Raw genomic sequence first — 22956 nt, 5'->3', positions numbered from 1 at the left:
TACAAAAAGGAGCTATTCTTGCCAAGCAAAGCGGTAACCAATTCCCGGCTCCGTCAGAATATAACGGGGTCTTGTCGAATCTTCTTCGATTTTCTTCCTCAAATGGCCGACGTATACCCGAAGATATTGGCTGTCGGATTCATACTGCGAGCCGCCCCATACTTGTTTGAGCAATTGGCGATGTGTCATTACGCGACCGTTGTTAAGGGCTAACACTTTTAGCAAATCGTACTCCGTAGGTGTCAATTTGAGCTTCTCTCCGTGGAGTTCCACGACCCGTTGGGATAAATCAATCACCAGATCCCCTAATTTCAACACAGGTTCATCTTGCGTCTTAGCGATATGGCGTAACGCCACCCGCATGCGTGCCATAAACTCTCCCATGCCAAAGGGCTTTGTCACATAATCATCAGCCCCCCGGTCTAAGGCAGCCACTTTATCCTGCTCCTGGTCTTGGGCAGTAAGAATAATGATCGGTACCTGCGACCATTCACGAATATGCTGCAGCACATCCATCCCTGTCATATCCGGTAATCCGAGGTCCAACACGATGAGATCCGGCCGAACCATTGTGGCTTGCAATAAGCCCTCTTGGCCCGTTGCAGCTTCTGTCACATCGAAGCCATGCGCATTCAATGTTACTCGCAACAGCTTGCGAATTTGCGCCTCATCATCAATTATTAAAATTTTCGCCCCAGTTGCTGTCATGCTCCATCCCCCTGTTTCTCAGCGAATTGTAACGGCAAACTGATATGAATAGCCGTTCCTTTGGGCTCATTTCTTTGGGCAACGATCTGCCCGCCATGGGCTTCCACGATGCTTTTACAGATCGCAAGCCCGAGTCCGGTACCGGGGATATGTTTGGTTAATTGTCCCCTATAAAACTTTTCAAAAATCCGATCCAAGTCCTCTGCCGCAATGCCCGCTCCCTCATCCCTGATGGTCAGTTCAAGCATTTCCCGGCGCTGCGCCGCTTCGATCACAATTTCGCTGCCCTCCGGCGAATACTTGATGGCATTGCTGATCACATTAATCAGCACCTGTTCGATCAGCACGTCATCCAGCGGGACGGAAGGTAGCTCCGGAGCAAGCCGAATGCTCACCTTCCTATGCTGCAAAGCATCCTTCAGTTGGGCGAGCGCGACTCCGACAATGTCCTCGATCCCGCACCACTGTTTATTCAACCGCAGCATGCCGCTTTCAATTCGAACCATGCCGAGCAAATTCCCTACTAGCCTATTCATCCTTGTTGACCCTTCACGAATCGTTAGCAGCAGCTCACGTCGGTCTTCAGGACTAAATACAGCTTCACTTTCTAACAGCCCCGTCACAGAGCCTATGATGGTAGCTAGCGGTGTTCGCAGCTCATGAGAGAGCGAGTCCAGCAGCGCCGTTCGCAGCTTCTCAGACTCGGCGGTCAATTGAGCCACTTTGGCTTCATTAGCCAGCTTAACGCGGGAAATCGCAACAGCCACCAGATCCGAGAGTGCTTCGATGAAGCGAATCAGCTCCGGCATCTCCGTTAACGGCCGCTCACCGACATACACAGCTAATACGCCGTGTACTTGACGATCTGTCTCAAGCGGGACGTAAAGCGTTGAGGACTCTCTCAGCGAATGTGTGCCGCGCCCCGCGCTCGCATGATGATTGTAAACCCATGCCGCGATAGACAAGTGGGATTCATCTTCCGCCCACTCGATCCCGTCCTTGGAATAGGCTCCTACTTGCTGTTCACCCAATGGGTTTGGTAATAGAATTGCAGCTTTTGCGCTTAATGCTTCAGAAACATGCTGTACAATCTGATTAAGAAGTCCTTCTAAATCGGAAATAGCCGTAATTTTACGGCTTAACGCATACAGGGCAGCCGTACTGGCTTCACTCTGCTGTGCTTGATGGATCTGATTGCGAAGCTTCGAAGCCAAGCTTGCCGTGAGAGCGGCAACGGATAAAAAGACAAAAAATGAGATCAAATAACGCAAATCCGCAACTGTGAGACTAAATACAGGAGGGACAAATAAGAAATCTAGGGATAATACGCCCATTGCCGCTGCAAAAAAGGAAGGCCCCCTCCCCCAGCGCACCGCACTAAAAAGAACAGGAAGCAGATAGAAAAGAGAGACATTCACCAGGCCTAAAAAATCGCCAAAAGCTTTTAAAAATAAGGTCACCACAGCAATAAAAAGAGCTGTAATCACATAAGACTTCCATCGGTTCCAACCATTTGTTTTATTCATCATGCTCTCATTTTACCTTATTTCCTGCGGATTGCCATAGATCGTAATCGGCGACAATGAGCACATCCATTTGGGAAGCAAGCGGCAGCAGTTTTTTAACTGTAGCGTCTTTCCATACGATCATTTGCGTGGCCCCTGCCATACTTGCTTGAGAGGCAAACACAGCTGGGACAGCTTTACGGCTCATCACTTCTTGATACACAAACTCGCCACCGAGCCTAACCGTCAGCTTCTCCAGCGTTTCCAGCTTAGGCTTCCATTGCTCGCCACTCCCCACTGCGATAAAGCTTACGTACCAAGCCGCTTTCAGCCGGTGTGCGATTCGAAATCCCCGGCGAATGAGGCGGTCCGCTTGTGATATCTCCGTGATGCAGACGTAAATAACCTCTTTTCTCCGCCAGGGGCCTCGCAGGGAGTTCTTGCGCTCCATAGATTCCAGACGTTCATCTACATCATCAGCAATTTCACGTAAAGCTAGTTCCCGTAGAGCAATCAGATTACCGGTTTTAAAAAAGTTGTTCAACGCTTGATCCACTTTGATCATCGCATAAATCTTGCCTTCCCTCATGCGAAGCTGTAAAGCTTCAGGAGCCACGTCAATTAATTGCACTTCATCCGCCGCCCGAAGAATGCTGTCAGGAACCGTTTCGCGAACCCGGATTCCGGTAATTTGCTCGACGGCATCGTTTAAGCTTTCCAAGTGCTGAACGTTGACGGTTGCAATGACGGATATGCCTGCTTCCAGGATTTCCAGCACATCTTCGTATCTTTTTTTGTATTTGCTGCCGGGTACGTTCGAATGGGCTAGTTCATCCACTAAAATAACTTCAGGCCGCGCCTTAATAATGGCTTCCGTATCCATCTCCTCAAGCCTGACGCCTTGATAGGTTATTTCTGCCCGCGGTATAACGGCCAGCTCGCCAATCTGTTCGATGGTTCCCTTTCTTCCATGCGTTTCGAGCAGCCCGATCTTCACATCGATGCCTTTCTTAAGCAAATCATTGCCTTCCCGCAGCATGGTGTATGTTTTCCCTACGCCCGGTGCGGCTCCAATATAGACTTTGAACCTGCCTCGTTTGATTTTCTCAATTTTCGCTTGAACCTCTTGCTTGCTCAGACGCTTATATTTATACGGCTCCTTCGACACCTGCATGTGAGCAGGAAGTATGCGTTCCCCATCCCGAGAGGCACGATCAGCGACCAGGAACACATCGATATTTTTGACTCTTTTTAAAATGCCATTGATCACAGATCCTTGCCATAAGGTTTGCCACTTGGTTTGTTTGGAATGCCCCAAGACAATACGGGTTACTTTATGATGGATCGCATAATTAACTAAGGCTTTGGGAATACAACGGCGGAATCGTAGCGGAAGCTCATCGAACTTGCCGCCCACTTTTTCGACAAGCTTCATAATCGATCTGCGAAAAGCAGAGGCTTCCTTCGAAAGCGGTTTATTGAATTTACGCAGCGTCACCACATGAAGATCACCGTTCAACCGCTTCGCGATCTGTTGGCCTCTCCGCACATAAATTGAACCGTTCCAATGATATTGGGCGGTTACCAGTATGCGTTCTGTGGCGCCTGAAGGCCCCAGAATCCCCATCTGCTCACGATGCGCTTCCAGCGAATCGTTAACGTCCTCTGCAACAAGACGCAACGCCAATTCTCTTAGTACGCCTAAGTTGCCGCGCTTGAATAGAGCGGAGTCTTTATTGCCCTTGAGATGCCCCTCTTCCAGTCGATTCAGAATCATTTCCGGCGTTGCATCAATTAAGCGAACCTCATCGGCCAACTCCAGCGTATCTGAAGGCACACAATGCCCCACTTCAATCCCCGTCAACTTATGTGCAACTTCCATCGCCTCTGCCAGCTCATACACGTTAACAGTCGTAATCACACTAATATTGTTAGCCAGTAGAAACTTGATATCATCTAAGCGCGTGGGAAAACGGGCATCTGGTCGATTAAGATGGGCCAGCCCGTCAACCAGGACAACTTCCGGATTTCTCTGCATTAATGCATCCAGATTTAAATCCTTTTGCTCCGTGCCGTCTTTCATCCAATGAATGCTCGGTACTCTTTCCAAATCTCCTAATTGTTCCACGGTCTCCGGCCTTTGCAGCGTAGATACAGCGCAGATGACCACATCAATCCCCTGCTGCCTGAGATTATGCCCTTCCCGCAGCATATGGTACGTCTTTCCTGAGCCGCTGACCGCACCTATATAGATTTTCAGACTCCCTCGATGCAATTTGGAGATGGATAATAGAATTTCTTCCGGCGTTTTCCTTTTGAAACCATCCAATCCAGCGTCCTCTCCTTTCTCCTCATAATGACGCAGAAACCACTCTCGACCTATCGAGAGTGGTTGTCAGCTGCTTACAACTTCACTTGTTTCAGCAGCTCTATATTCAGTTCTGTTACATTCACCCTTGGCTCACCGAGAAAACCGAGCTGTCTGGTTTTTGTAAACTGATCAACGAGACCGTTAAGCACGTTCTCTGCGATTCCTGTTTCTTTACTGATCCTAGGCACCTGGGCTTTGGCCCCTTCCGGTGACAAATCCGGATCGAAGCCGGAGCCAGACAACGTGACTAAATCAGCTGGAATATCGGTTAGGCTAGGATTTTCCTTCTTCAAGGCCTCAATCTTTTCTGCCAAAGACGCTGCATAATCGCTTGAAGCTACCGCCATATTGGAGCCGGAAGAAGCTTTGGGATCATACTTCGCCGTAGATTCCCTTGGGTGAAACAACTTAGGGGACTCGAAGCTCTGAGCCAGCAATTCCGAGCCGATGACCGTTCCGCCAGATTCAATCAGACTTCCATCCGCTTGCTTCGGAAATAAGACTTGAGCCACGCCCGTCGTAACCAGCGGATAAATAAGCCCGCAAACGATCATGAACAATATAGATACACGAACTGCTATAAAAACCGATTTCATGACGCTATCTCCTCGTTTCTCTTTCTCTTTAAACGATATTTAATCCGTGAAGTATCATATCGATAATTTTAATCCCGATGAACGGTACGATGACCCCGCCAATCCCATATAGCAGAACATTACGGGACAACAATCGATCCGCTGACATTGCGCGATACTTAACGCCCTTCATCGCAATTGGAATCAGCAGCGGAATGATGATGGCATTGAAAATTAAAGCGGATAGAATAGCCGATTCCGGCGATGCCAGATTCATAATATTCAAGGCCTGCAGCTGCGGCATCGCCAGGATAAACATCGCAGGAATGATCGCGAAATACTTGGCGATATCATTGGCGATGGAGAAGGTTGTTAAAGCTCCGCGCGTGATCAGCAGCTGCTTCCCAATGGAAATAACGGAAAGCAGTTTGGTTGGATCGGAGTCCAGATCGATCATGTTAGCGGCTTCCTTCGCCGCCATGGTGCCTGAATTCATCGCCAAACCTACGTCCGCTTGCGCCAGAGCAGGAGCATCATTCGTTCCGTCGCCTGTCATCGCTACAAGCTTGCCTTCTTGCTGTTCCTTTTTAATCGCAGCGATTTTATCTTCCGGTTTCGCCTCTGCAATAAACTCATCTACGCCTGCTTCAAGAGCAATTGTTGCAGCTGTCAGCGGGTTATCCCCTGTACACATGACAGTTTTGATCCCCATCGAGCGCAGCTCGGCAAAACGCTCCTTCAAGCCCGGTTTTACAGTATCTTTGAGGTAAATAACACCGTAGATTCGATCATTTATTGCTACAGCAAGCGGAGTGCCCCCGGCCTTAGCGATCCGGTTCGTAATCGTCTCCAGATCATTAGGAATTTTGCCGCCTAAAGCTGTTACATATTTTTTGATCGCGTCAACAGCGCCCTTACGTACTTTGGAGCCTCCTGCGAGATTAAGCCCCGACATACGCGTCTCAGCCGTGAACTCGACAACTTCCGCACCTTCGTAAGCATTTGTTTGCCAGGATTCGCCAAGTTTATTGGCAAGCTCAACAATGGAGCGCCCTTCCGGTGTTTCATCTTTAACAGAAGCTTGAAGAGAAGCAAACGTAATGTCTTTGGCTGTCACGCCACTTACAGGAACGAATTCGGACGCCATGCGATTCCCGAAGGTGATGGTTCCCGTTTTATCTAAAATCATCGTATCGATGTCGCCTGCGGCTTCAACCGCTTTACCGGACATCGCAAGCACATTAAACTGCGTTACACGGTCCATACCGGCGATACCGATCGCAGATAAGAGACCGCCGATGGTTGTCGGAATCAGACAGACCAGCAGCGCGATCAGCGTGGAAATCTCCAGTTTCACATTCAAATACTGGGCCATTGGCACCATGGTCATAATGACGATCAAGAAGATCAGCGTCAATACGGCAAGCAGTGTTGTTAAAGCAATTTCATTCGGCGTTTTTTGCCGTTTCGCGCCTTCCACAAGTGCAATCATACGGTCTAAGAAAGATTCACCCGGATCGGTCGTCACTTTGACAACGATATAGTCGGACGCTACCCGTGTACCGCCGGTTACGGAAGAGAAGTCGCCTCCCGCTTCTTTAATAACAGGAGCAGATTCACCTGTAATGGCGGATTCATCAATGGAAGCCAAGCCCTCAATGATTTCGCCATCGGATGGGATGATCTCACCGATTTCAATACGAACGATATCGCCTTTACGGAGTGTAGTAGAAGACACTTCCTTGTAGGAGCCATCCTTTTGAACCAGACGAGCTTTCGTATCGGACTTCGTTTTCCGTAGAGAGTCAGCCTGCGCCTTGCCGCGCCCTTCTGCCAGTGCTTCCGCAAAGTTCGCGAAAAGCAGAGTAAAGAGCAGAATCAGAAAGACCGCGATATTATAAGCCCTGCCTACTTCCGTCGAGCCAAATAGGTCAGGTGCAAGTGATAATAGAAAGGTAATGACGGTACCTACTTCTACGACGAACATGACCGGATTTTTAATCATTACCCATGGATTTAATTTCTTAAATGAATCCACAATAGCTTGATTGACAATTTCTTTTGTTAATGTTTTTTTACGTTCCACTGCCATGTAAATCCTCCCTCTCTATTACGTCTATCCTTAACGCGCTGCCAAATGTTCAGCAATCGGTCCCAATGCAAGCGCCGGGAAAAACGTTAGAGCACCGATAACTAAAATAATCATGATCAAAATCCCCATAAATAAAGGCGTATTCGTCCGAAGTGTACCTGTTGTAACGGGCACAACACGCTTAGTAGCAAGTGAGCCTGCTATTGCTAACATGGCGATAATGGAAATATATCGTCCAACCAGCATGACAAGACCAATGCTCATCGCATAAAAGTTCGTTCCAGCGCTCAAACCGCCAAAGGCAGATCCGTTATTGGCTGCACCGGAGGTGAAAGCATACAGAACTTCAGAAAGGCCATGCATCCCTTGATTCGCTATGGACGTGACCGATTCAGGACGAATCAACGCCCAAGCCGTCGGTGCTAAAATGATGAGCGGATGCGTCAGAATCGCGATCGCAGCCAGTTTCACTTCTTTGCCTTCAATCTTTTTGCCCATAAATTCTGGCGTACGTCCAACCATCAGTCCACAAATGAATACAGACAAGATGAGATAAAGCAGTCCGTTTAATAAGCCGACCCCTTTGCCTCCAAATACGTTATTTAACATCATCTCCGCAAAAGGAACAATGCTTCCTAGCGGTGTAAGCGATTCATGCATCGCATTAACAGAGCCTGTTGTAGCTGCTGTCGTAACAGTTGTGAAAAGCGCTGTTTCAGATAATCCGAATCGAACTTCCTTGCCTTCCATATTCCCATGAACGCCCATCGCATCCACAGTAGATATGCCTTTATACTCTGCGTAGAACACCGTCGCCAGCATGACCAAGAAGATGATTCCCATGGCCGCGAAGACGGTCCAACCTTGTTTCTTGTTCTTAATCATTAATCCGAATGCGTATACGAGCGAAGTCGGCAGAAGCATCATACAAATAATATGGATCATGTTGGTAAACGGCGTTGGATTTTCAAAAGGATGCGCAGCATTCGTTCCGAACCATCCGCCACCGTTGGTACCGATATGCTTAATCGATTCCAAGGAAGCCACTAAACCGCGAGTAATCGTTTGTTCAGCCCCTTCAATCGTTGTCGCTTGAACAGCTCCCAGCAAGGTTTGCGGGACGCCTTGAAAAACTAAAATTAAAGCGACAATGAAGCTAAGCGGCAGAAAGACGCGAGTAATCGCTCTAGTCATATCCACGTAGAAGTTTCCGAGGTTATCTTGACGACCCACTAATCCGCGGATAAAAGCTACCGCTACGGCGAATCCGGTTGCCGCCGATGTAAACATCGGGAACGTAATGGCTACCATCTGAGAGAAATAGGAAAGCGTGTTTTCACCACTGTAAGCTTGCCAGTTCGTATTTGTAATAAAGGAAATCGTAGTATTAAAAGCGATTGTTGGAGATACGTTGCCAATCCCATCGGGATTAAACGGCAGAAAACTTTGAAGCCGAAATACGGCGTACATGAGGATCATCATGACAAAGTTGACGATTAATACAGCTCCTAAGTACTTCTTCCATCCCATCGCTTCGTCTTCTTTAACACCCATTAGGCGATAGGACATACGCTCGAAGGGGCCGAACACACGATCCAGACCACTCTTTTCATAACCGAACACTTTCACCAAGTAGCTGCCCACCGGCTTCACCAAAAGCATGATAATCACCAGTGTGATGACTACTTGCAACAATCCCATACCCATAGTAGGTTCTCCCCCTGCTTTACATAAGTTCTAATTTATCCATTAAAATTTCTCCGGCTTCACTAAAACAAAACCGAGATAAACCATGATCGCTAGCGCAATTAGTCCAATCACAATCATTTGGTTGCCTCCTATAAGTTTTCATTCAAAAACTCGCATCGAAAGCATCAGCTTACGCTTTTTCGCAAAATTTCATAAATCCCCAAAATCCCAGAAAGGTTAATGCCATTAATAAGACCATTGTTACATCGTTGTACATCGCGCACCTCCTCCAGATCAGACAGAACCTAATTTATTTGTTTGTAATAGAGATGATAGAAGAAACTTCACATCACCATTTTTAGAATAAATAACGTAGTCAGCGCCTAACCCTTTATAAATCAATCGGGGATTTACACTTTGGGTAATCACATACATCGGCCCTGAAGTCCAACTGCGGCATATCTGAATATAGCGGCAGCATAACGTCAAGCTTTCTTCGAACAGAATAATGCTCCCGATCGGATAATCGGGGATATGGGGTGAACCCGGTAATGATGTATCCACCTGGATGATCTTTTTTACTCCCTGCCCTTCTAGCTTGAGTTTTTCCATCTTGTTGTTCGTTAATGCAACATAAGGAAACCCAGCCAACCTGATTTGTTTCATAAAGTCCTCGCCTGCCTTGGTTGGCGCAGCTATTAGCAGCAAATCGCTTTGCATGACTTTCATCGCTTCCTTTTCTGACTCATTGTAACGCCGAACTGTATAAAAATGAGGTAAAGAATCCTTAGCGTGCATATAAAAAAAACATAAAAATGCGCATGCTTAGAAAGAGACATAGGCCTCTGAATGGTCAAAGATATATGAACGATTCGATAGAACATCCAACTCTTTGTTGCCTATAGATTTATGTTGAAGCTTATCTGACAAGTCAGTTAATGCCGACTCGATCACATGAGTCCTTACTTCTCCCCATGCCTCTTTCTTCTGACGGACATACTGCAAACCGTCCTCAAGGGAAAGCCCTTTGAGTTTCTGAAAGACAACAGCCCATTGAACGAAATCTCCCTTTAGATTGCCGCAAGGAATTTCATAATCTCCTAAACCGCTTGTTCCCAAGCTTGTTGAGATGGAAAGGATGCCGCAATGGCAGTCGCGGCCATGTCCGGGCAGCAGTTTATCGGATAATTCATCATCAAAGCGATAGCATTCAATTCGGGTAATCTTGCATTCGGGAACCATGTGTAGATTCACTCTCCTCATTTTTTTGGACAACAAAAAGAAGCCTGCGAGCAGAGACTCCCTGCTCTCGGGCTTCTTGGCAGCTTGGTATAACAAGCAAGCTGTAATTAGCACATAGAACGTTGGCTCTCTCCCAATTCGCTTACGAGGTTAGCTGTCGGATTCGGGCTTGGAAGCGCCCTACCTTGGCAAGCCGGAGCTTGCCTTGGATTCACCCCGCGAAGACGTTGATCTGCATCCGTCCTCTATTGGTTCCCCCGTTCCCCTTGTGGGGACTCAGCGTTATCAACTTGTTGTGAAGTTGATGCTCTGAATCTTACGCCTCGGAGATCCGCCTTGTAAAACGTACCGCGACCTTCTTTTTGCCATATAGACGAGTGGATGCGCTTTCAAACAATTAAAGCATGAATTCTCGTTATTCAAGCTTCGTTTTTCTTCCATTTACGCCATTTTTATCGTTTTTTTATGGGTTACCCCGCTTTTCTTTACCCCATTTTTATTCCTCTCAGCCTTACAATTGAGGAGCAGAACACACACATTATTGCTGTCAGGTCTTACGTGCAAAGGAGAAATAACGATGGCTTCCGCTCCCCGTTATTATTTAGGGTTAATCCCCGAAATGTTAAATCCGATCCCCTTAACTTACGAGTGGTTCGGCGTCTTATGGTTAGAAGAGGCTAACCGTTTCCCTGTTATTGTCGGGTACTGGTTCTCTAAGGAGAAATCAGACATTATTCAAAAAGCGCAACGAGCCGGATATGCCAATTTGACCGAAATCTCGGAGCATTACGTGATCATGAACATGTACAGATCCATACGAAATAAACAAAAGGAGCAAGACTGGGAGAAGCGATCAAGGCTGTCAATTCGCATGAATTTCACAGCACCTTGGAAGAATGTTCCCTCTGGCTTGTATGTTGTCAAATCAAGAAATACCTTTCCTCTGCATGCTTCAGCCATATCGAAAAAAAGGTTTTTCCTTTGGTTAGAGCACGCGGCCGTGTGTGAAACCGAGCAGGAACTTCAAGCGTTCATTCGAAGGGTGCAAAGAGAGCACCACCTTGGGAAAAGAATCAAAACGGAGAGTCCTACGATGTAGGAAAGCCTGACATACAAAAAACGTACAGAAATGGCGTTTTACTGCCGATTTCTGTACGTTTATGGTCAGCTACTTTTTCAAATGATACGGCACCGTCGTCACGATGAGATCCCGCCTGTACAGCAGAAACGCGCGGATCAGTAAGCTGGACTGATTATGGAGAATGTGCTGCCAGTTTCGTTTGGGAATAAACTGCGGAATTAAGACGGTTACCCGGAAATTCGACTCGTTCGCCTTATGCTCCACAGTATCGATGAACTTCGTCAACGGTTGAATAATGCTCCGATAGTGGGAGTGCAGGGTGACTAACCGCACATCCGGCTGCCAACACTCCCATTTTTCTTGGAACTGCTTCTCTGCCTCCCGATCAAAGGCCACATACACCGCAATAATCTGATCTGGCGCTAACGATTTCGCGTAATTCATGGAATTTTCCACGACATGGGTAATTCCTGCGACAGGCACGATCATCACATTCCCCTTGATCGGGATAGAAGGCTCACACGTCGTGATCCGCAGCTGCTCACTCACGGCCTCGTAGTGCTTTTTGATTTTATGGAACGTATAAACAATCAAGGGGAGGAAGATAAACACCGGCCATACCTGCCCCAGCTTCGTGATAAAAAAGATCAGCATGACGGTAAAGCTAATCAAAGCGCCAATCAAATTGATCGTTAGTTTAACGATCCAGCCTTTGGGCTTTTCGCGCACCCATTTGACGAGCATCCCTGTTTGCGCAAGTGTAAAGGGAATAAACACACCCACAGCATACAGCGGAATAAGATGCTCCGTTCTGCCTTTAAACGCAATAATCAGAATGATCGACATAATCGCCAGAAATATAATCCCGTTCGAATACCCTAATCGATCCCCTCGGATCGTGAACATTCTAGCGATATATTTGTCCCTGGCCAAATTAACGGCGAGCAAAGGAAAGGCCGAATACCCGGTATTCGCGGCAAGCACAAGGATCAGCGCTGTCGTGCCTTGAATGAAGTAGTACATGTAATTTCTCCCAAAGGTTTGAGAGGCGATCTGCGAGACGACGGTTTCCTCCGCTTTAGGCGCAATGCCATAGGCATAAGCCAAATACACGATGCCGGAGAACAGAATGGCAAGCAGCAATCCCATGGCCGCTAAGGTTTTGGAGGCATTCTTCGGTCCCGGGTCTTTGAAGTTCGGAATGGCATTGGAGATTGCTTCCACACCTGTTAAGGCCGAGCTGCCCGATGCGAAAGCTTTCAATAACAAGAACAAAGTAATCCCGGCAACCGGCGTTCCTATAGGAGCATGCATCTCAGGTGTAACTGTGCCAGTCACCCCTTTATACAAGCCTACACAGATTAATATAATCAGCGCCAAAATAAATAAGTAGACGGGATAGGCCAAGATGGAGGCAGATTCAGTGATCCCTCTGAGATTCAGAATCGTGATGGCGACAACGAGCAGAATAGCAATATTCACATTGTAGGGGTGGAGCGACGGGAAGGCAGAAGTAATTGCGTCTGTCCCCGCTGAGATGCTGACCGCTACGGTTAGGATGTAATCCACCAGCAAGGAGCCTCCTGCGAGAAGGCCGGCGTTTACACCCAAATTTTCCTTCGAAACGACATAGGCCCCGCCCCCATGGGGATAGGCGAAAATAATTTGCCGATAAGACAAAATGAGAGCCAATAATAGAATGAGCACACCCACGCCGATCGGTATCGAGTACCAAAGAGCCGCGGTGCTTATGGTGATAAGCACAATCAGTATCTGTTCAGGTCCGTATGCGACTGATGATAGCGCGTCAGACGACAGGATCGCTAACGCCTTTGTTTTGTTCAGCTTTTGCTCCCCTAACTCGGCTGATTTCAAAGGCTGACCAATGAGTAACCTTTTCAATGCAGAAAACATCATACCACCGCCAAATGTTTTGAGTTCATCCTCCCTTAAATTACCCCCTAAGTTAGAATAAGAACCACAAATCATACTGCCAAGTTTCTACAAAAGTCGAACAAGCGATGTGATAAAATGGTACCGAGTGACTACCCAGTCTATCCATTGGATGGTGATGACATTGACAGGCATCTCCCCGATTCGGCATACCACCTATCGTGATTTGGCGCCCAGCGTCCATTGGGCTCAATTGCACCAAAGAACGCCTCAATTCAAATGGGCGCGGCGCATTTACGACTTTCAGTTTCTCTATGTCATACAAGGCGAGCTGCAGGCCACTTTATCAGGAAAGTCGATGTTGATTCCTGCGGGGAGGCTGCTGCTTATACCTGCCAATGTGTATCACACCATTGAAGTATTAACAGCGCCGCATGTTCATCTATTGGGGATTCACTTTGATTTCTTTAGCGACCTGCGCGTGAAGCAAGGGGATATTGTCGTGGATGAAAGCCATCCTCTCATGGATTGTTTTTGCGCGATGCCTTATATCGACGGGGCACCTCTGTTTCCGTACGGTTACTCCATCTCGCTACCGCCAGCTGTCGTTTCGCTGATGGAAGCGACCATTCATGAAATGACCGAGCAGAAACAAGGCTTCGAAATGGTCTCCAAGGGGCTGATGCTCCAAATGCTCACGCTGCTGATCCGTCATCAAGCGGAGACTGACCGCACCCTTCACCCGAAATATCAAGAAAGCTTACTGCATTTAGCTCATGAACTCAAAACGAGTTACCGAAAAAAGTGGACCAATGTCGAAATGGCCGCTTTCATCAACGTTCATGAAGACTATATGAGTAAGCTTTTTAAAGATATGTTAGGCATGAGCCCTAATAAATACCTGCAATCCGTGCGGCATCAGCAGGCTAAGCGGCTATTGCGCGAAACAGATGATAAAATCGAGCGAATCTCGCTCGAAGTCGGCTATGATGACTTTCATTATTTCAGCCGTATATTTAAAAAGTGGGAAGGCATGTCGGCACAGCAGTACCGCAAGTTCTCTCAGTTCATTTGACTACGCGTGACTCTTGCGGTAATCCGACGGATAGCTGGAACAGTTCTCGACGAACAGTTTGGTAAAGTGCCGCGTGCTGTAGTAGCCGACCTTCTCCGCGATTTGCTTCACTTGCAAATTGGTATTCAGCAGCAGCTCTTTGGCCTTCAGCATGCGAATATTCGTTAAGTATTTAACGAACGGTGTTCCGGTTTTTTTATTAAACAGCATGCTTAAATAATTGGCAGACACATTGAGCTGCTGGGCAATTGAACCTATGCCGATATCGTCCATGTAATGCTGCTCGAGATATTGAACGACCTGTTCGACCAGATCCGCCGTGACCGGCTCCCGGGGTTTGATCTCCCGCAGTTTGCTTTCCCCGATCTTCCTAAGCTCCCTGATCACTTCAGCCTCTGAGCGCACGGCATCATCTGTCTCTCCAACACCCAATGCCTGCTCCATGTACAGCTGAATAGCCCGCCGTGTTTGCTCGTTCGAACTTCGTTTGCCTGCTAAAAGCAATCCCTCCAGCTCACCCACCGCCGTTTGGTAATTCAAATACGCCCTGAAATACATATGCTGCTTAATAGCGCAAAAGAGTTGACTGATTTTAGAGCTTTCAGGCACCCGAGCTTCCGCCTCCAGCTCCATGTACCTGATGCGCTGGCCGATGCCGCGAACCACACGCATATGGCTCCATTCCCCAAGCTGAGCGAGTTGGGCATTCAATTGATCGAAGCCGCGGCATTCTCCGGTCTGCAGAATCGTTATAGCCAAGCCATCTTGGCGATATGGTTCAGCAACACCTGCCAGTTCGTCAAAAAATTGCTGCACCTGCTCCCTGCAGTCGAACCCTTTCGCCGGATCCCAGGAACCGATCACTGCACACTCCCCATCAGGCAGCGACACCATGGCGAAATTCATGCCATATACGAGCAAACTTGTCATACGCTCACGCAAGTCATCATAGAAAGCGCAGGTCATGTCTGATAAGTCTTTCCCGGTTTTGGTCGTGTCAAAGATACAAACGGCTCCGATGAACCAGCCTTGCACATAGACACTGTCCAACTCCTCAAACTTCAACGTCGTGAGCCCATTGCAAAGGGCAAATAAACTATTTTCGAACTGCTGGTTAAGCATTTGGATGAATTCTTTGTTGTGCTTGGCAGTATTCGTCAGCGCCCTCTCCAAATCCAGCGGATTCACCGGCTTCAGCAAATAATCAGACGCCCCGAGCTGTAGTGCCTCCTGCACATAAGCAAAATCTGAAAATCCGCTCAAAATGATCCACTTGGTGCGAGGCGAGATCGCTTTGCCCAGACGCATCGCCTCCAGCCCATTCATGCGGGGCATCCGGATATCAATAATTGCAACATTCGGCTTATGCTCGCTGACCAGCTCAAGGAGTTCCTCGCCATTGGCTCCCTCGCCAACAATGTGCCAGGAGGATTCTACATCCTGAACCATACTGCGAATGCTCGCCCGAATCAGATTCTCGTCATCAGCAATGATCAACTTCATCCTCGCCTCACATCCTTTAAAGGTATTAGGATTTGAACACTAGTTCCTTGATCCTTAGCACTATGAATACTCATCGATGCTCCTTCGAAAGACAGCTGCAACCGTTCCCTAACATTCCGAATGCCTAAGCCCTCCTGCACCTTGCTGGACTCAAATCCCACCCCGTTATCGCTAATATGTATCGCTAATACTTCTTCCTTCTCGCCAGGGACCGACTGCATGTGGATATCCATCCTTAGCTCGCAGCTATGATCGCAGGGCTCAATGCCATGAATGATGGCATTCTCAATGATCGGCTGCAGCAGCAGCTTCGGAATTAAAAGCGACAGAGCATCCGGATCGCAGCTAATGTGCACCTGTATTTTCTCGGCGAAACGAACCAGTTGGAGTCCGCAATACTTGTTGATAAAATCGATTTCCTCCTGCAGCTGCGCCCAATCGTTATGTTCCAGGGTGTAGCGCAGCATCCCGCTTAACGATAAAATAGCCCGCTCCAGCTGCATGCTCTGGCCCGTTCGATTAAGGCCAATGAAGCCATTTAACGTGTTGTACAGAAAATGCGGCTGGATTTGCGATTGCAAAGCCCGGTACTCCGCGTTCCGCTTCCCGAGCACAGCCTTGTATTCCCGGTCGATCAACTCATCAAGCTTGTAGATCATCGTATTCAAATTGCTGCCTAACTGGGAAATTTCATCGTTGCCCTTCACACGATACAACGTATTCATATCCCCGCGCTGGACGCGCTTCATCACTTGAATCATCTGTTTGAAAGGCGTGACAATCCAGTGGGATACTGTGAAATACAAAATCAACGCGATCAGCAAGCCGCTAGCCGCAAAAGCTGTGCCAATCCAATATACCCGCTTCAAATGGGCTTGAATAAAAGCCTCCGGCGACAGGATCGCAATCACCCAATTCGAGCGGGAGATCGTTTCACGAACGACCGTATAGGAATCCTTCACGTCCATGACCGTTCGGCTTCCTGAGGCAATTTGGCGCTGCATGTCGCCTGAAATGGGCTGATTCGCATAGATCAATTGCTGATTATCGTCAAGGATGACCACCTTAGCCCCCTTGCTCAGCCGAATGCCTTTCATCATTTGATCCAAAAGCACCGTGTCGGCATCCGCCATTATAATGCCCAGCGGCCTGCTGGAGTCCGGGTCCTTGATCAGACGAGTAACGGAGAAAACCTCACTATCGGCGTTATTCAGATAATCCTGCTTATGCACACCGGTGAACGCTACGTTCCCGTCCGCCTTCACCGCCTTGATATACCAATCCTGCTCTTTGAAAGGGAAACCTTTCACCGCTTGATCCGAGAAACTGAGAGGCGGTGTAATGTAAACAGAACCATCCATCGGCAGAAGAATGGTTCCGAGTATGTCCTTTCGCATATTTTTCAAATAGCTGGGGAGGGTCTTATTCAGGACTTCTTCAGCCTCGTATTGCTCATACGGAGTAAGGAGCTTCCACTGCGAAGTCGATTTCAATTTCAAAGCAAGCATCACTTCATTATTCAAATAAGGGGTGACCGTCATTCGTTCCAAATCGTCCAAATACGTTTGAATATCGAACGTGAGCGCAGTTAAAGTCCCCTCTAGCAGAGAGGACTCCTGTTCTTTTATTAAATCGAGATAATAGGAAGGTAACTTCACAACAATACCGACAATCGGGATGACAATGGTAATGAAAAATAGCAGAGATAACCGGAATCGAATCGATTGTCTGATTGTATCAACCTCCTGGCGATTAACCTTTGATCGCGCCGGAAGCAAGTCCCGAGACAAAGTAGCGCTGCAAAAATAAGTATACAATCGTCATCGGAATCGCGCCCATGAAGGACCCGGCAGCCACCCAACCTACATTGCTCGTGTACTGGCCAAAGAATGATGAAAGCGCTACCGTGATGGTCCGCATCTCTGGTTTTTGCAAGAAAAAGATCGAGAATTGATAGTCGTTCCATACAGCAACACCAGACAAAATAATGACAGTCGCCGTCACAGGCTTCAGCAGCGGCAAGATCACCGTGAAAAACAGCTGGAACCGCCCCGCGCCATCAATCATCGCCGCTTCATCCAAATCCTTGGGAATCGTGGAGATAAAGCCGGTGTACAAGAAAATCGTCATTGGCAGATTGAAGGTAATGAACAATAAAATGATACCCCAATACTGATTCATCCCACCAATATCTACCATAAATTTATACAAAGGAACCAGAATAGTCAATGGGGGAACGATCAAAGCGGATACGAAAAGCGCATAAATGAACTTATTCCAGCTCGTTTGGCGCCGGGCAAGCGGATAAGCGGCAAGGGAGCCGATCACGACAATCAGGACGACCGAAATGACCGTCACGATGAAGTTGCTCCGAAATGCATCCGCCAGATGCGCTTCCTTCCAAGCATCACGGAAGTTATCGAAGAACAGATACCCTGGAAACATCCATTTGGAGCTTAGATCGTCGAAGGCTTTGAGTGAAGTCGTAATCAAAATATAGAAGGGCAAAATATGAGCCAGGCAAATGACAAGAGAGAGCAGCGTTAACAGACTTTTTCGTTTGTTCTTCATGCGTTAACCTCCCTCTTTCTAAGAAACAGCAAGGCTGTAATACTCACGATGGAGATCATGATGAACATCAGAATACCGATCGTAGCGGCATATCCGGCATCTTCCCGTCCAAAATAGAGCAAGTACATAATCGAAGACAACGACGCGGAGGCATAACCTGGACCGCTGTTGGTCAATGCGACGATGACGTCGAACAATTTCAGACCGCCAATCAGATTGAGCACCATGCTGACCGTAAAGGCCGGTGCAATAAGCGGCCATGTCACATGAGCGAAACGCTGCATGGGACCCGCTCCATCAATTGTCGCCGCCTCGTAGTAATCCCTTGGAATGGATTGCAATCCGGCCAAATAGAGCACCATCGCGATCCCCAAGTACTGATACGTGTTGACGAAGGTAATAATCCACACGTTCAGATTCGGATCTCCCAGCAAATTCGAAGGCTGATCATGGAACAATAAAATAATGTCATTGATGGCACCGCCTTGATACTGGAAGAAGAAATACCAGATGTACCCCATAATCAAGGAGGAGATAATGACCGGCAAATAAATGACCGTACGGACAAGTCCTCGGGTTCGGATATTCAGATTTAAGAATAAAGCGTATAACAAGCCGATCACATTTTGAAAAACAGCGCTGCCGATACCATAAATGGCCGTATTGCGGATAACCTTAAGGATCTCAGGATCCGTGAACATCCGGCTATAATTGCTGAAACCGATCCATTTGTAGTCTTGATTGTAGCCGTCCCAATTCGTAAATGAAATTTTGATCCCTTTAAAAAACGGATAAAAAATAAAAATGAAAAATAAAAGAAGCGCCGGAATATAGAGCAAATTTAGCAAAGCCCCGCTGCGCACGAGGCGGCCAAAGGTTGTTTCCGTTTTTTTACCGGAACGGGTCTGCGCAAGCACTGTCCTTGATTCAGCCATAAATTCACCTTCCTCCTTCATGATCATATAGAAAAAAGGAGGGTGGCTGTCACCCTCCCCATTCCACGACTACTGATTGCGCAGACGTAAATATTCGGATTTCATTTTGTCAGAGAATTGTTGAGGAGATACCGTTCCCGCAAGCAAGGCAACGCCTGTTTTACACATCACGTCCCACATGCCGTTTGGCAGATACACACGGTCGAAGTAAGGGAAAACACGAATGTTTTCAAATTGCTTGTAGTATTCGGAGAATTCATGCTTGGACGCAATGTTTTTCAGACCTGCAGGTAGCTTGGTCGCATTGGCGATTTTGGACATATTCTCTGGTTTGGCAAAGAAGGCGATCAGCTTCTTGGACTCTGCCAAGTGCTTACCATCTTTCCAGGCACCCATCGTATACCGCTCACCGCCCGAGAAGGATTGGCTGTCTCCCTCGACCATCGAGGTCAGCGGGGCAATACCGATTTTGGCAGCTTTATTGTATTTGTACACTTCGTCCGCGAAAGAAGGTGCACCGAATACGAAAGCTACTTTGCCCTGTGCAAACAGTTGCGGCATGTCACTGTATTTGGCCGTCAGCACATCTTTGTTGATGTACCCCTTCTTGCTCATGTCCTGCAGCTTTTGCGCAAGCGGTGTCCATTTGTTCCAGTCAAATGTCCCATCGAGCAGCGTCTTGGCATCGTTCGTCGCCGGAGAGATAAACATCGATGTGGCGTACAGATCGGAGAAACCGCCGATCATCCCGTTATCCACACCGGACATGAAGAACGGTGTCACCGCTCCGTTGCTGGATGATTTGATTTTCTCAGCTGCCGCCATCAGCTCATCAAACGTTTTTGGCGGGGTGATGCTGTATTTTTCAAGAATTTCAGCGTTATAGGAAATCCCGTCTTTGGCTTCGCTCATGACAAGCGCTTCTACTTTGCCGTCTTTATCCGTGACGACAGGTTTGATTGTGTCCGTCATATCTTTTGCCCATGGCTCATTGCGTAGATCCGCTAGATACTTGCCATAACGGATAATCGCCCAACCATGCGTATCGAAGACGTCCGGCAAATCGTTTGCCGCCATTTTAACCTTCAGAATGTTCTCGTATTCTGCGCCGGGGAATTGGAATTCAACGGCCACGTTCGGATTTTCCTTGGTAAAATCAGCCGCAATGCCCTTCATCATTTCTTGATTCGGCAGTTCGGAGATCGTACTGTACACCGTAAGCTTGATCTTATCCCCACTCGGTTTGGCATCCGGGGTACTTGCCGCCGTCGTCGTTGTCGGTTTCGTAGTCGCCGCCGCCGCCGGACTTTCCGTCGTAGATGTTCCCGAGCTTGGTCGGCTGGAACAGCCCATGAAAACTACGGAAATCGTTAGCATCATGGCAGCAACGCTTAAAAATGTTTTTTTCATTTTTACGAATCCTCCCTTTGCATGATTGAAGTGATGACTTGCCCTCTGTGAATACGGAAATGTTTCACACCTTAATCATACCAATTTTGGTTGCGCTTACAAGTGTGCTAAATCTACAGTGGAAGCGCTATTTTCCATGGGAGGAATTCGGATTGGATTAGCTTGCTTTAAGAGAGATGTTTAAATTGAGGCAGCCACTCTTTATTCGCTGCGAACATGCGATCAACCATTTCCTGAATCTCGGCCAGGCTGAGAACGGCGGACGTTAAGGGATCGAAGCAAATGGCGTGATAAATCATTCGCGGGTCCCCCGTGAGCGCCCCTTGCACCGCCAATTCCTCGCAGCGAGCGCTTGTATTGACCAGGATAGCCAAATGATCCGGCAGTGCCCCGACGTGAATCGGGCTTAGCCGTCCTTTGGACGCCAGAACAGGGACCTCCACGCAGCAGCCTTGCGGCAAATTATCGATGTATCCCAGGTTCCGTACATTGCCGTTAAATTCAAAGAGAGTGCCGTCACCGATTGTCGCGTTGAAGATATAGGACGCATATTCCTCGCCGCGCTTCAAATCGATAGGACTGTCCCGCCACTCTTCCATCTGCTTATGCCAACCTCCGCGCAGCTTCTCCGCATAGTTGATGATCTCTGCATAATGCCCGGGATTCCAGCCTGTACCATGGGTGCAGTATTTCTCGATCAAATCCGGACGTTTGCGGAACCAAGCATTATACTCCGAATTATGACCACTCGATTCCGTCACATAGTAATCCAGATGGAGAAACATTTCGTTGCGGACCTGTTCCTCATTGTAGATTTCAGGCCGCTTCATCACAGCTTCGCGAATGAGCGGGTAAGCGTCCTTGCCTTTCCATTTGTAATCCAAATAGAAGGCTTGATGATTGATCCCCGCACACCGGTAAGTAATCTCCTCCATCGGCGCCCCAATCCAACCGGCCAGCATCGCTGCCGTCCCTTGCACGCTATGGCACAAACCTGTGACTTGCACGTTGCTTTGGCCTTGCATCGCTCTGATCAGCATCGCCATCGGATTCGAATAGTTCAGGAAGATCGCTTCGGGACAGTAACGCTCAATATCCCTGCATATCTCCAGCATCACGGGAATCGTGCGCAAAAAACGGAAAATACCGGATGGACCTCGGGTATCGCCTATATTGATATCGACGCCGTAAGCTTTGGGAATCTCGATATCTGTACGCCAGATCTCCAAATCGCCGACCAGAATGGTACAGACCACGCCATCCGCCCCGGTTAGCGCCTGCGCCCGGTCCGTCGTTGCCTCTACCTTCGCCCTGTATCCTCCTGCGGCGATGATGTTATCAACCGCTGTCTTGGCGTAAGCCAGCCGCTCCTCCGAAATATCCATCAAAGCGATGGTGCAAGCCTCAAAGGCGGGAAACGTTAGTAAATCTCGAACCAAATTTTTCGTAAACACCAAACTGCCTGCGCCGATAAAAGCAATCTTCGTCATCCTCACGATCACTCCTCGCTCATTTATCTGACTTACAAACCAAGTCCACCATCAACCGTAAGCTGCTGGCCCGTAATTTGTCCTGCCTGATCAGATGTGATAAAAAGAACAGCGGATGCAATATCTTGGCCATTTTGCATCCGGCCCATAGGCATGCGTTGGGTTGCTTTCTCCAAAGACTTCTCGTCTTCCCCCGTCGAAGCAAGCCGAGCCATCTCCCCTTCGGAAGCGACCCAGCCAGGATGTATGCAGTTCACACGAATACGATGTTTGGCTAAAGAGCCTGCCAAATTCAGCGTCAGCGTGACGATACCGCCTTTTGAAACCGAATAGGCCAATGTATCCGGCGATCCCTTCCTTGCGTGAAGGGATCCAATATTGACGATATTGCCTCCCCCTCTGCGGATCATGCCAGGCACAGCCGCTTGGCAGGTCAAATAGGCTCCCTTGAGGTTAACCCCCATGACAAGATCCCAGAACGCTTCATCCGTCTGAAATAAGTCAGCTCTGGGGAAGATGCCGGCATTGTTCACCACGATGTCCAAGCCCCCGAACGATGTCTCTGCGAAGGACACCATCCGCTCCACCTCTCCGCCCTTGGATACATCGCACCGGAAAAATTGCGCTGAGCGGCCTTCCTTCCGCCATGCAGCAGCAACGTCTTCCCCATGCTCATCTACGTCAGCGATCACAACGTTCGCTCCGGACAGCAGGAACTGCTCGGCAATGGCAGCGCCGATCCCTTTGGCTGCTCCGGTGACGAGCACGGTTTTGCCATCATATTGAAAGCCAGCTGTATCTTTCATCGTACTCCTC

19 protein-coding genes and 1 riboswitch are annotated in these 22956 nt (G+C 48.2%); of the genes, 2 read left to right on the top strand and 17 right to left on the bottom strand.

Annotation, left to right across the window (positions count from 1 at the left end):
- Positions 1-12: 12 nt before the first annotated feature.
- From ACUN27_RS02760 to ACUN27_RS02720, 9 genes are all read right to left on the bottom strand, one after another.
- Positions 13-708 (bottom strand): response regulator, encoded by a 696-nt coding sequence (locus tag ACUN27_RS02760; protein WP_157324221.1) that lies wholly within the window; start codon positions 706-708, stop codon positions 13-15.
- Positions 705-2237 carry an ATP-binding protein gene (locus ACUN27_RS02755; RefSeq protein WP_326063529.1) on the bottom strand — a complete coding sequence of 511 codons (1533 nt, stop codon included), beginning with the start codon at positions 2235-2237 and terminating at the stop codon, positions 705-707. The genes ACUN27_RS02760 and ACUN27_RS02755 overlap by 4 nt, the downstream gene beginning before the upstream one ends.
- 4 nt (positions 2238-2241) lie before the next feature.
- Positions 2242-4542, bottom strand: a complete 2301-nt coding sequence (locus ACUN27_RS02750; protein ID WP_445558338.1) for a histidine kinase — start codon at positions 4540-4542, stop codon at positions 2242-2244.
- A gap of 74 nt (positions 4543-4616) precedes the next feature.
- Positions 4617-5180 (bottom strand): potassium-transporting ATPase subunit KdpC, encoded by a 564-nt coding sequence (gene kdpC, locus ACUN27_RS02745; protein WP_326063533.1) that lies wholly within the window; start codon positions 5178-5180, stop codon positions 4617-4619.
- A gap of 28 nt (positions 5181-5208) precedes the next feature.
- Complete coding sequence (kdpB, locus tag ACUN27_RS02740; RefSeq protein WP_315952826.1) at positions 5209-7251, bottom strand: potassium-transporting ATPase subunit KdpB; 2043 nt, start codon at positions 7249-7251, stop codon at positions 5209-5211.
- 30 nt (positions 7252-7281) lie between these two features.
- Positions 7282-8952 carry a potassium-transporting ATPase subunit KdpA gene (gene kdpA / locus ACUN27_RS02735; RefSeq protein ID WP_326063540.1) on the bottom strand — a complete coding sequence of 557 codons (1671 nt, stop codon included), beginning with the start codon at positions 8950-8952 and terminating at the stop codon, positions 7282-7284.
- Positions 8953-9000: 48 nt separating this feature from the next.
- Positions 9001-9078 (bottom strand): potassium-transporting ATPase subunit F, encoded by a 78-nt coding sequence (locus tag ACUN27_RS02730; RefSeq protein ID WP_379171775.1) that lies wholly within the window; start codon positions 9076-9078, stop codon positions 9001-9003.
- Between the two features lie 156 nt (positions 9079-9234).
- The gene (locus ACUN27_RS02725) at positions 9235-9738 is read right to left on the bottom strand and encodes a hypothetical protein (RefSeq protein ID WP_445558337.1); all 504 of its coding nucleotides are present in this window, start codon (positions 9736-9738) and stop codon (positions 9235-9237) included.
- 27 nt (positions 9739-9765) lie between these two features.
- On the bottom strand, positions 9766-10182 hold the full coding sequence (locus tag ACUN27_RS02720; protein WP_315952824.1) for a hypothetical protein: 417 nt from the start codon (positions 10180-10182) through the stop codon (positions 9766-9768).
- Between the two features lie 123 nt (positions 10183-10305).
- Positions 10306-10474: riboswitch (cyclic di-AMP (ydaO/yuaA leader) on the bottom strand.
- Between the two features lie 285 nt (positions 10475-10759).
- Here ACUN27_RS02720 and ACUN27_RS02715 point away from each other — a divergent pair.
- Positions 10760-11281: a hypothetical protein gene (locus tag ACUN27_RS02715; RefSeq protein ID WP_445558336.1), complete on the top strand. Its 522-nt coding sequence runs from the start codon at positions 10760-10762 to the stop codon at positions 11279-11281.
- 69 nt (positions 11282-11350) lie between these two features.
- Here the strand turns inward: ACUN27_RS02715 and ACUN27_RS02710 are convergent, their stop codons facing one another.
- Entirely contained in the window at positions 11351-13177 is a 1827-nt protein-coding gene (locus ACUN27_RS02710; RefSeq protein WP_315953114.1) for an APC family permease, read from the bottom strand.
- Positions 13178-13328: 151 nt separating this feature from the next.
- On the opposite strand from ACUN27_RS02710, the gene ACUN27_RS02705 reads away from it, so the two are divergent.
- Entirely contained in the window at positions 13329-14231 is a 903-nt protein-coding gene (locus tag ACUN27_RS02705) for an AraC family transcriptional regulator (protein WP_445558335.1), read from the top strand.
- On the opposite strand, the gene ACUN27_RS02700 is transcribed toward ACUN27_RS02705, so the two are convergent.
- The 7 genes from ACUN27_RS02700 to ACUN27_RS02670 form a co-directional block, all read right to left on the bottom strand.
- Entirely contained in the window at positions 14232-15734 is a 1503-nt protein-coding gene (locus ACUN27_RS02700) for a response regulator transcription factor (protein WP_445558334.1), read from the bottom strand. It lies immediately after the preceding gene.
- A complete protein-coding gene (locus ACUN27_RS02695; RefSeq protein ID WP_445558333.1) occupies positions 15731-17551 on the bottom strand; it encodes a cache domain-containing sensor histidine kinase in 1821 nt (606 codons plus the stop codon). The genes ACUN27_RS02700 and ACUN27_RS02695 overlap by 4 nt, the downstream gene beginning before the upstream one ends.
- Positions 17487-18305 (bottom strand): carbohydrate ABC transporter permease, encoded by an 819-nt coding sequence (locus ACUN27_RS02690; RefSeq protein WP_315952819.1) that lies wholly within the window; start codon positions 18303-18305, stop codon positions 17487-17489. The genes ACUN27_RS02695 and ACUN27_RS02690 overlap by 65 nt, the downstream gene beginning before the upstream one ends.
- Complete coding sequence (locus ACUN27_RS02685) at positions 18302-19240, bottom strand: carbohydrate ABC transporter permease (RefSeq protein ID WP_315952818.1); 939 nt, start codon at positions 19238-19240, stop codon at positions 18302-18304. Before ACUN27_RS02685 ends, ACUN27_RS02690 begins: the two co-directional genes overlap by 4 nt.
- Positions 19241-19309: 69 nt before the next feature.
- Positions 19310-20650 carry an extracellular solute-binding protein gene (locus ACUN27_RS02680; RefSeq protein WP_315952817.1) on the bottom strand — a complete coding sequence of 447 codons (1341 nt, stop codon included), beginning with the start codon at positions 20648-20650 and terminating at the stop codon, positions 19310-19312.
- A 167-nt stretch (positions 20651-20817) separates the two neighbouring features.
- A complete protein-coding gene (gene melA / locus ACUN27_RS02675) occupies positions 20818-22140 on the bottom strand; it encodes an alpha-galactosidase (RefSeq protein WP_326063867.1) in 1323 nt (440 codons plus the stop codon).
- A gap of 32 nt (positions 22141-22172) precedes the next feature.
- The gene (locus ACUN27_RS02670) at positions 22173-22946 is read right to left on the bottom strand and encodes an SDR family NAD(P)-dependent oxidoreductase (RefSeq protein ID WP_445558332.1); all 774 of its coding nucleotides are present in this window, start codon (positions 22944-22946) and stop codon (positions 22173-22175) included.
- Between the last annotated feature and the right edge of the window lie 10 nt (positions 22947-22956).

The organism is Paenibacillus sp. WC2504 (assembly GCF_052682475.1).
Note: the sequence above shows the minus strand (reverse complement) of the source record. Positions and strands in the feature narration are given on the sequence as shown.

Coding starts and splice junctions, on each gene's coding strand:
- ACUN27_RS02760 (WP_157324221.1), bottom strand. CDS start 708: ATGACAGCAACTGGGGCGAAAATTTTAATAATTGATGATGAGGCGCAA.
- ACUN27_RS02755 (WP_326063529.1), bottom strand. CDS start 2,237: ATGATGAATAAAACAAATGGTTGGAACCGATGGAAGTCTTATGTGATT.
- kdpC (WP_326063533.1), bottom strand. CDS start 5,180: ATGAAATCGGTTTTTATAGCAGTTCGTGTATCTATATTGTTCATGATC.
- kdpB (WP_315952826.1), bottom strand. CDS start 7,251: ATGGCAGTGGAACGTAAAAAAACATTAACAAAAGAAATTGTCAATCAA.
- kdpA (WP_326063540.1), bottom strand. CDS start 8,952: ATGGGATTGTTGCAAGTAGTCATCACACTGGTGATTATCATGCTTTTG.
- ACUN27_RS02730 (WP_379171775.1), bottom strand. CDS start 9,078: ATGATTGTGATTGGACTAATTGCGCTAGCGATCATGGTTTATCTCGGT.
- ACUN27_RS02725 (WP_445558337.1), bottom strand. CDS start 9,738: ATGCACGCTAAGGATTCTTTACCTCATTTTTATACAGTTCGGCGTTAC.
- ACUN27_RS02720 (WP_315952824.1), bottom strand. CDS start 10,182: ATGGTTCCCGAATGCAAGATTACCCGAATTGAATGCTATCGCTTTGAT.
- ACUN27_RS02715 (WP_445558336.1), top strand. CDS start 10,760: ATGGCTTCCGCTCCCCGTTATTATTTAGGGTTAATCCCCGAAATGTTA.
- ACUN27_RS02710 (WP_315953114.1), bottom strand. CDS start 13,177: ATGTTTTCTGCATTGAAAAGGTTACTCATTGGTCAGCCTTTGAAATCA.
- ACUN27_RS02705 (WP_445558335.1), top strand. CDS start 13,329: ATGGTGATGACATTGACAGGCATCTCCCCGATTCGGCATACCACCTAT.
- ACUN27_RS02700 (WP_445558334.1), bottom strand. CDS start 15,734: ATGAAGTTGATCATTGCTGATGACGAGAATCTGATTCGGGCGAGCATT.
- ACUN27_RS02690 (WP_315952819.1), bottom strand. CDS start 18,305: ATGAAGAACAAACGAAAAAGTCTGTTAACGCTGCTCTCTCTTGTCATT.
- ACUN27_RS02685 (WP_315952818.1), bottom strand. CDS start 19,240: ATGGCTGAATCAAGGACAGTGCTTGCGCAGACCCGTTCCGGTAAAAAA.
- ACUN27_RS02680 (WP_315952817.1), bottom strand. CDS start 20,650: ATGAAAAAAACATTTTTAAGCGTTGCTGCCATGATGCTAACGATTTCC.
- melA (WP_326063867.1), bottom strand. CDS start 22,140: ATGACGAAGATTGCTTTTATCGGCGCAGGCAGTTTGGTGTTTACGAAA.
- ACUN27_RS02670 (WP_445558332.1), bottom strand. CDS start 22,946: ATGAAAGATACAGCTGGCTTTCAATATGATGGCAAAACCGTGCTCGTC.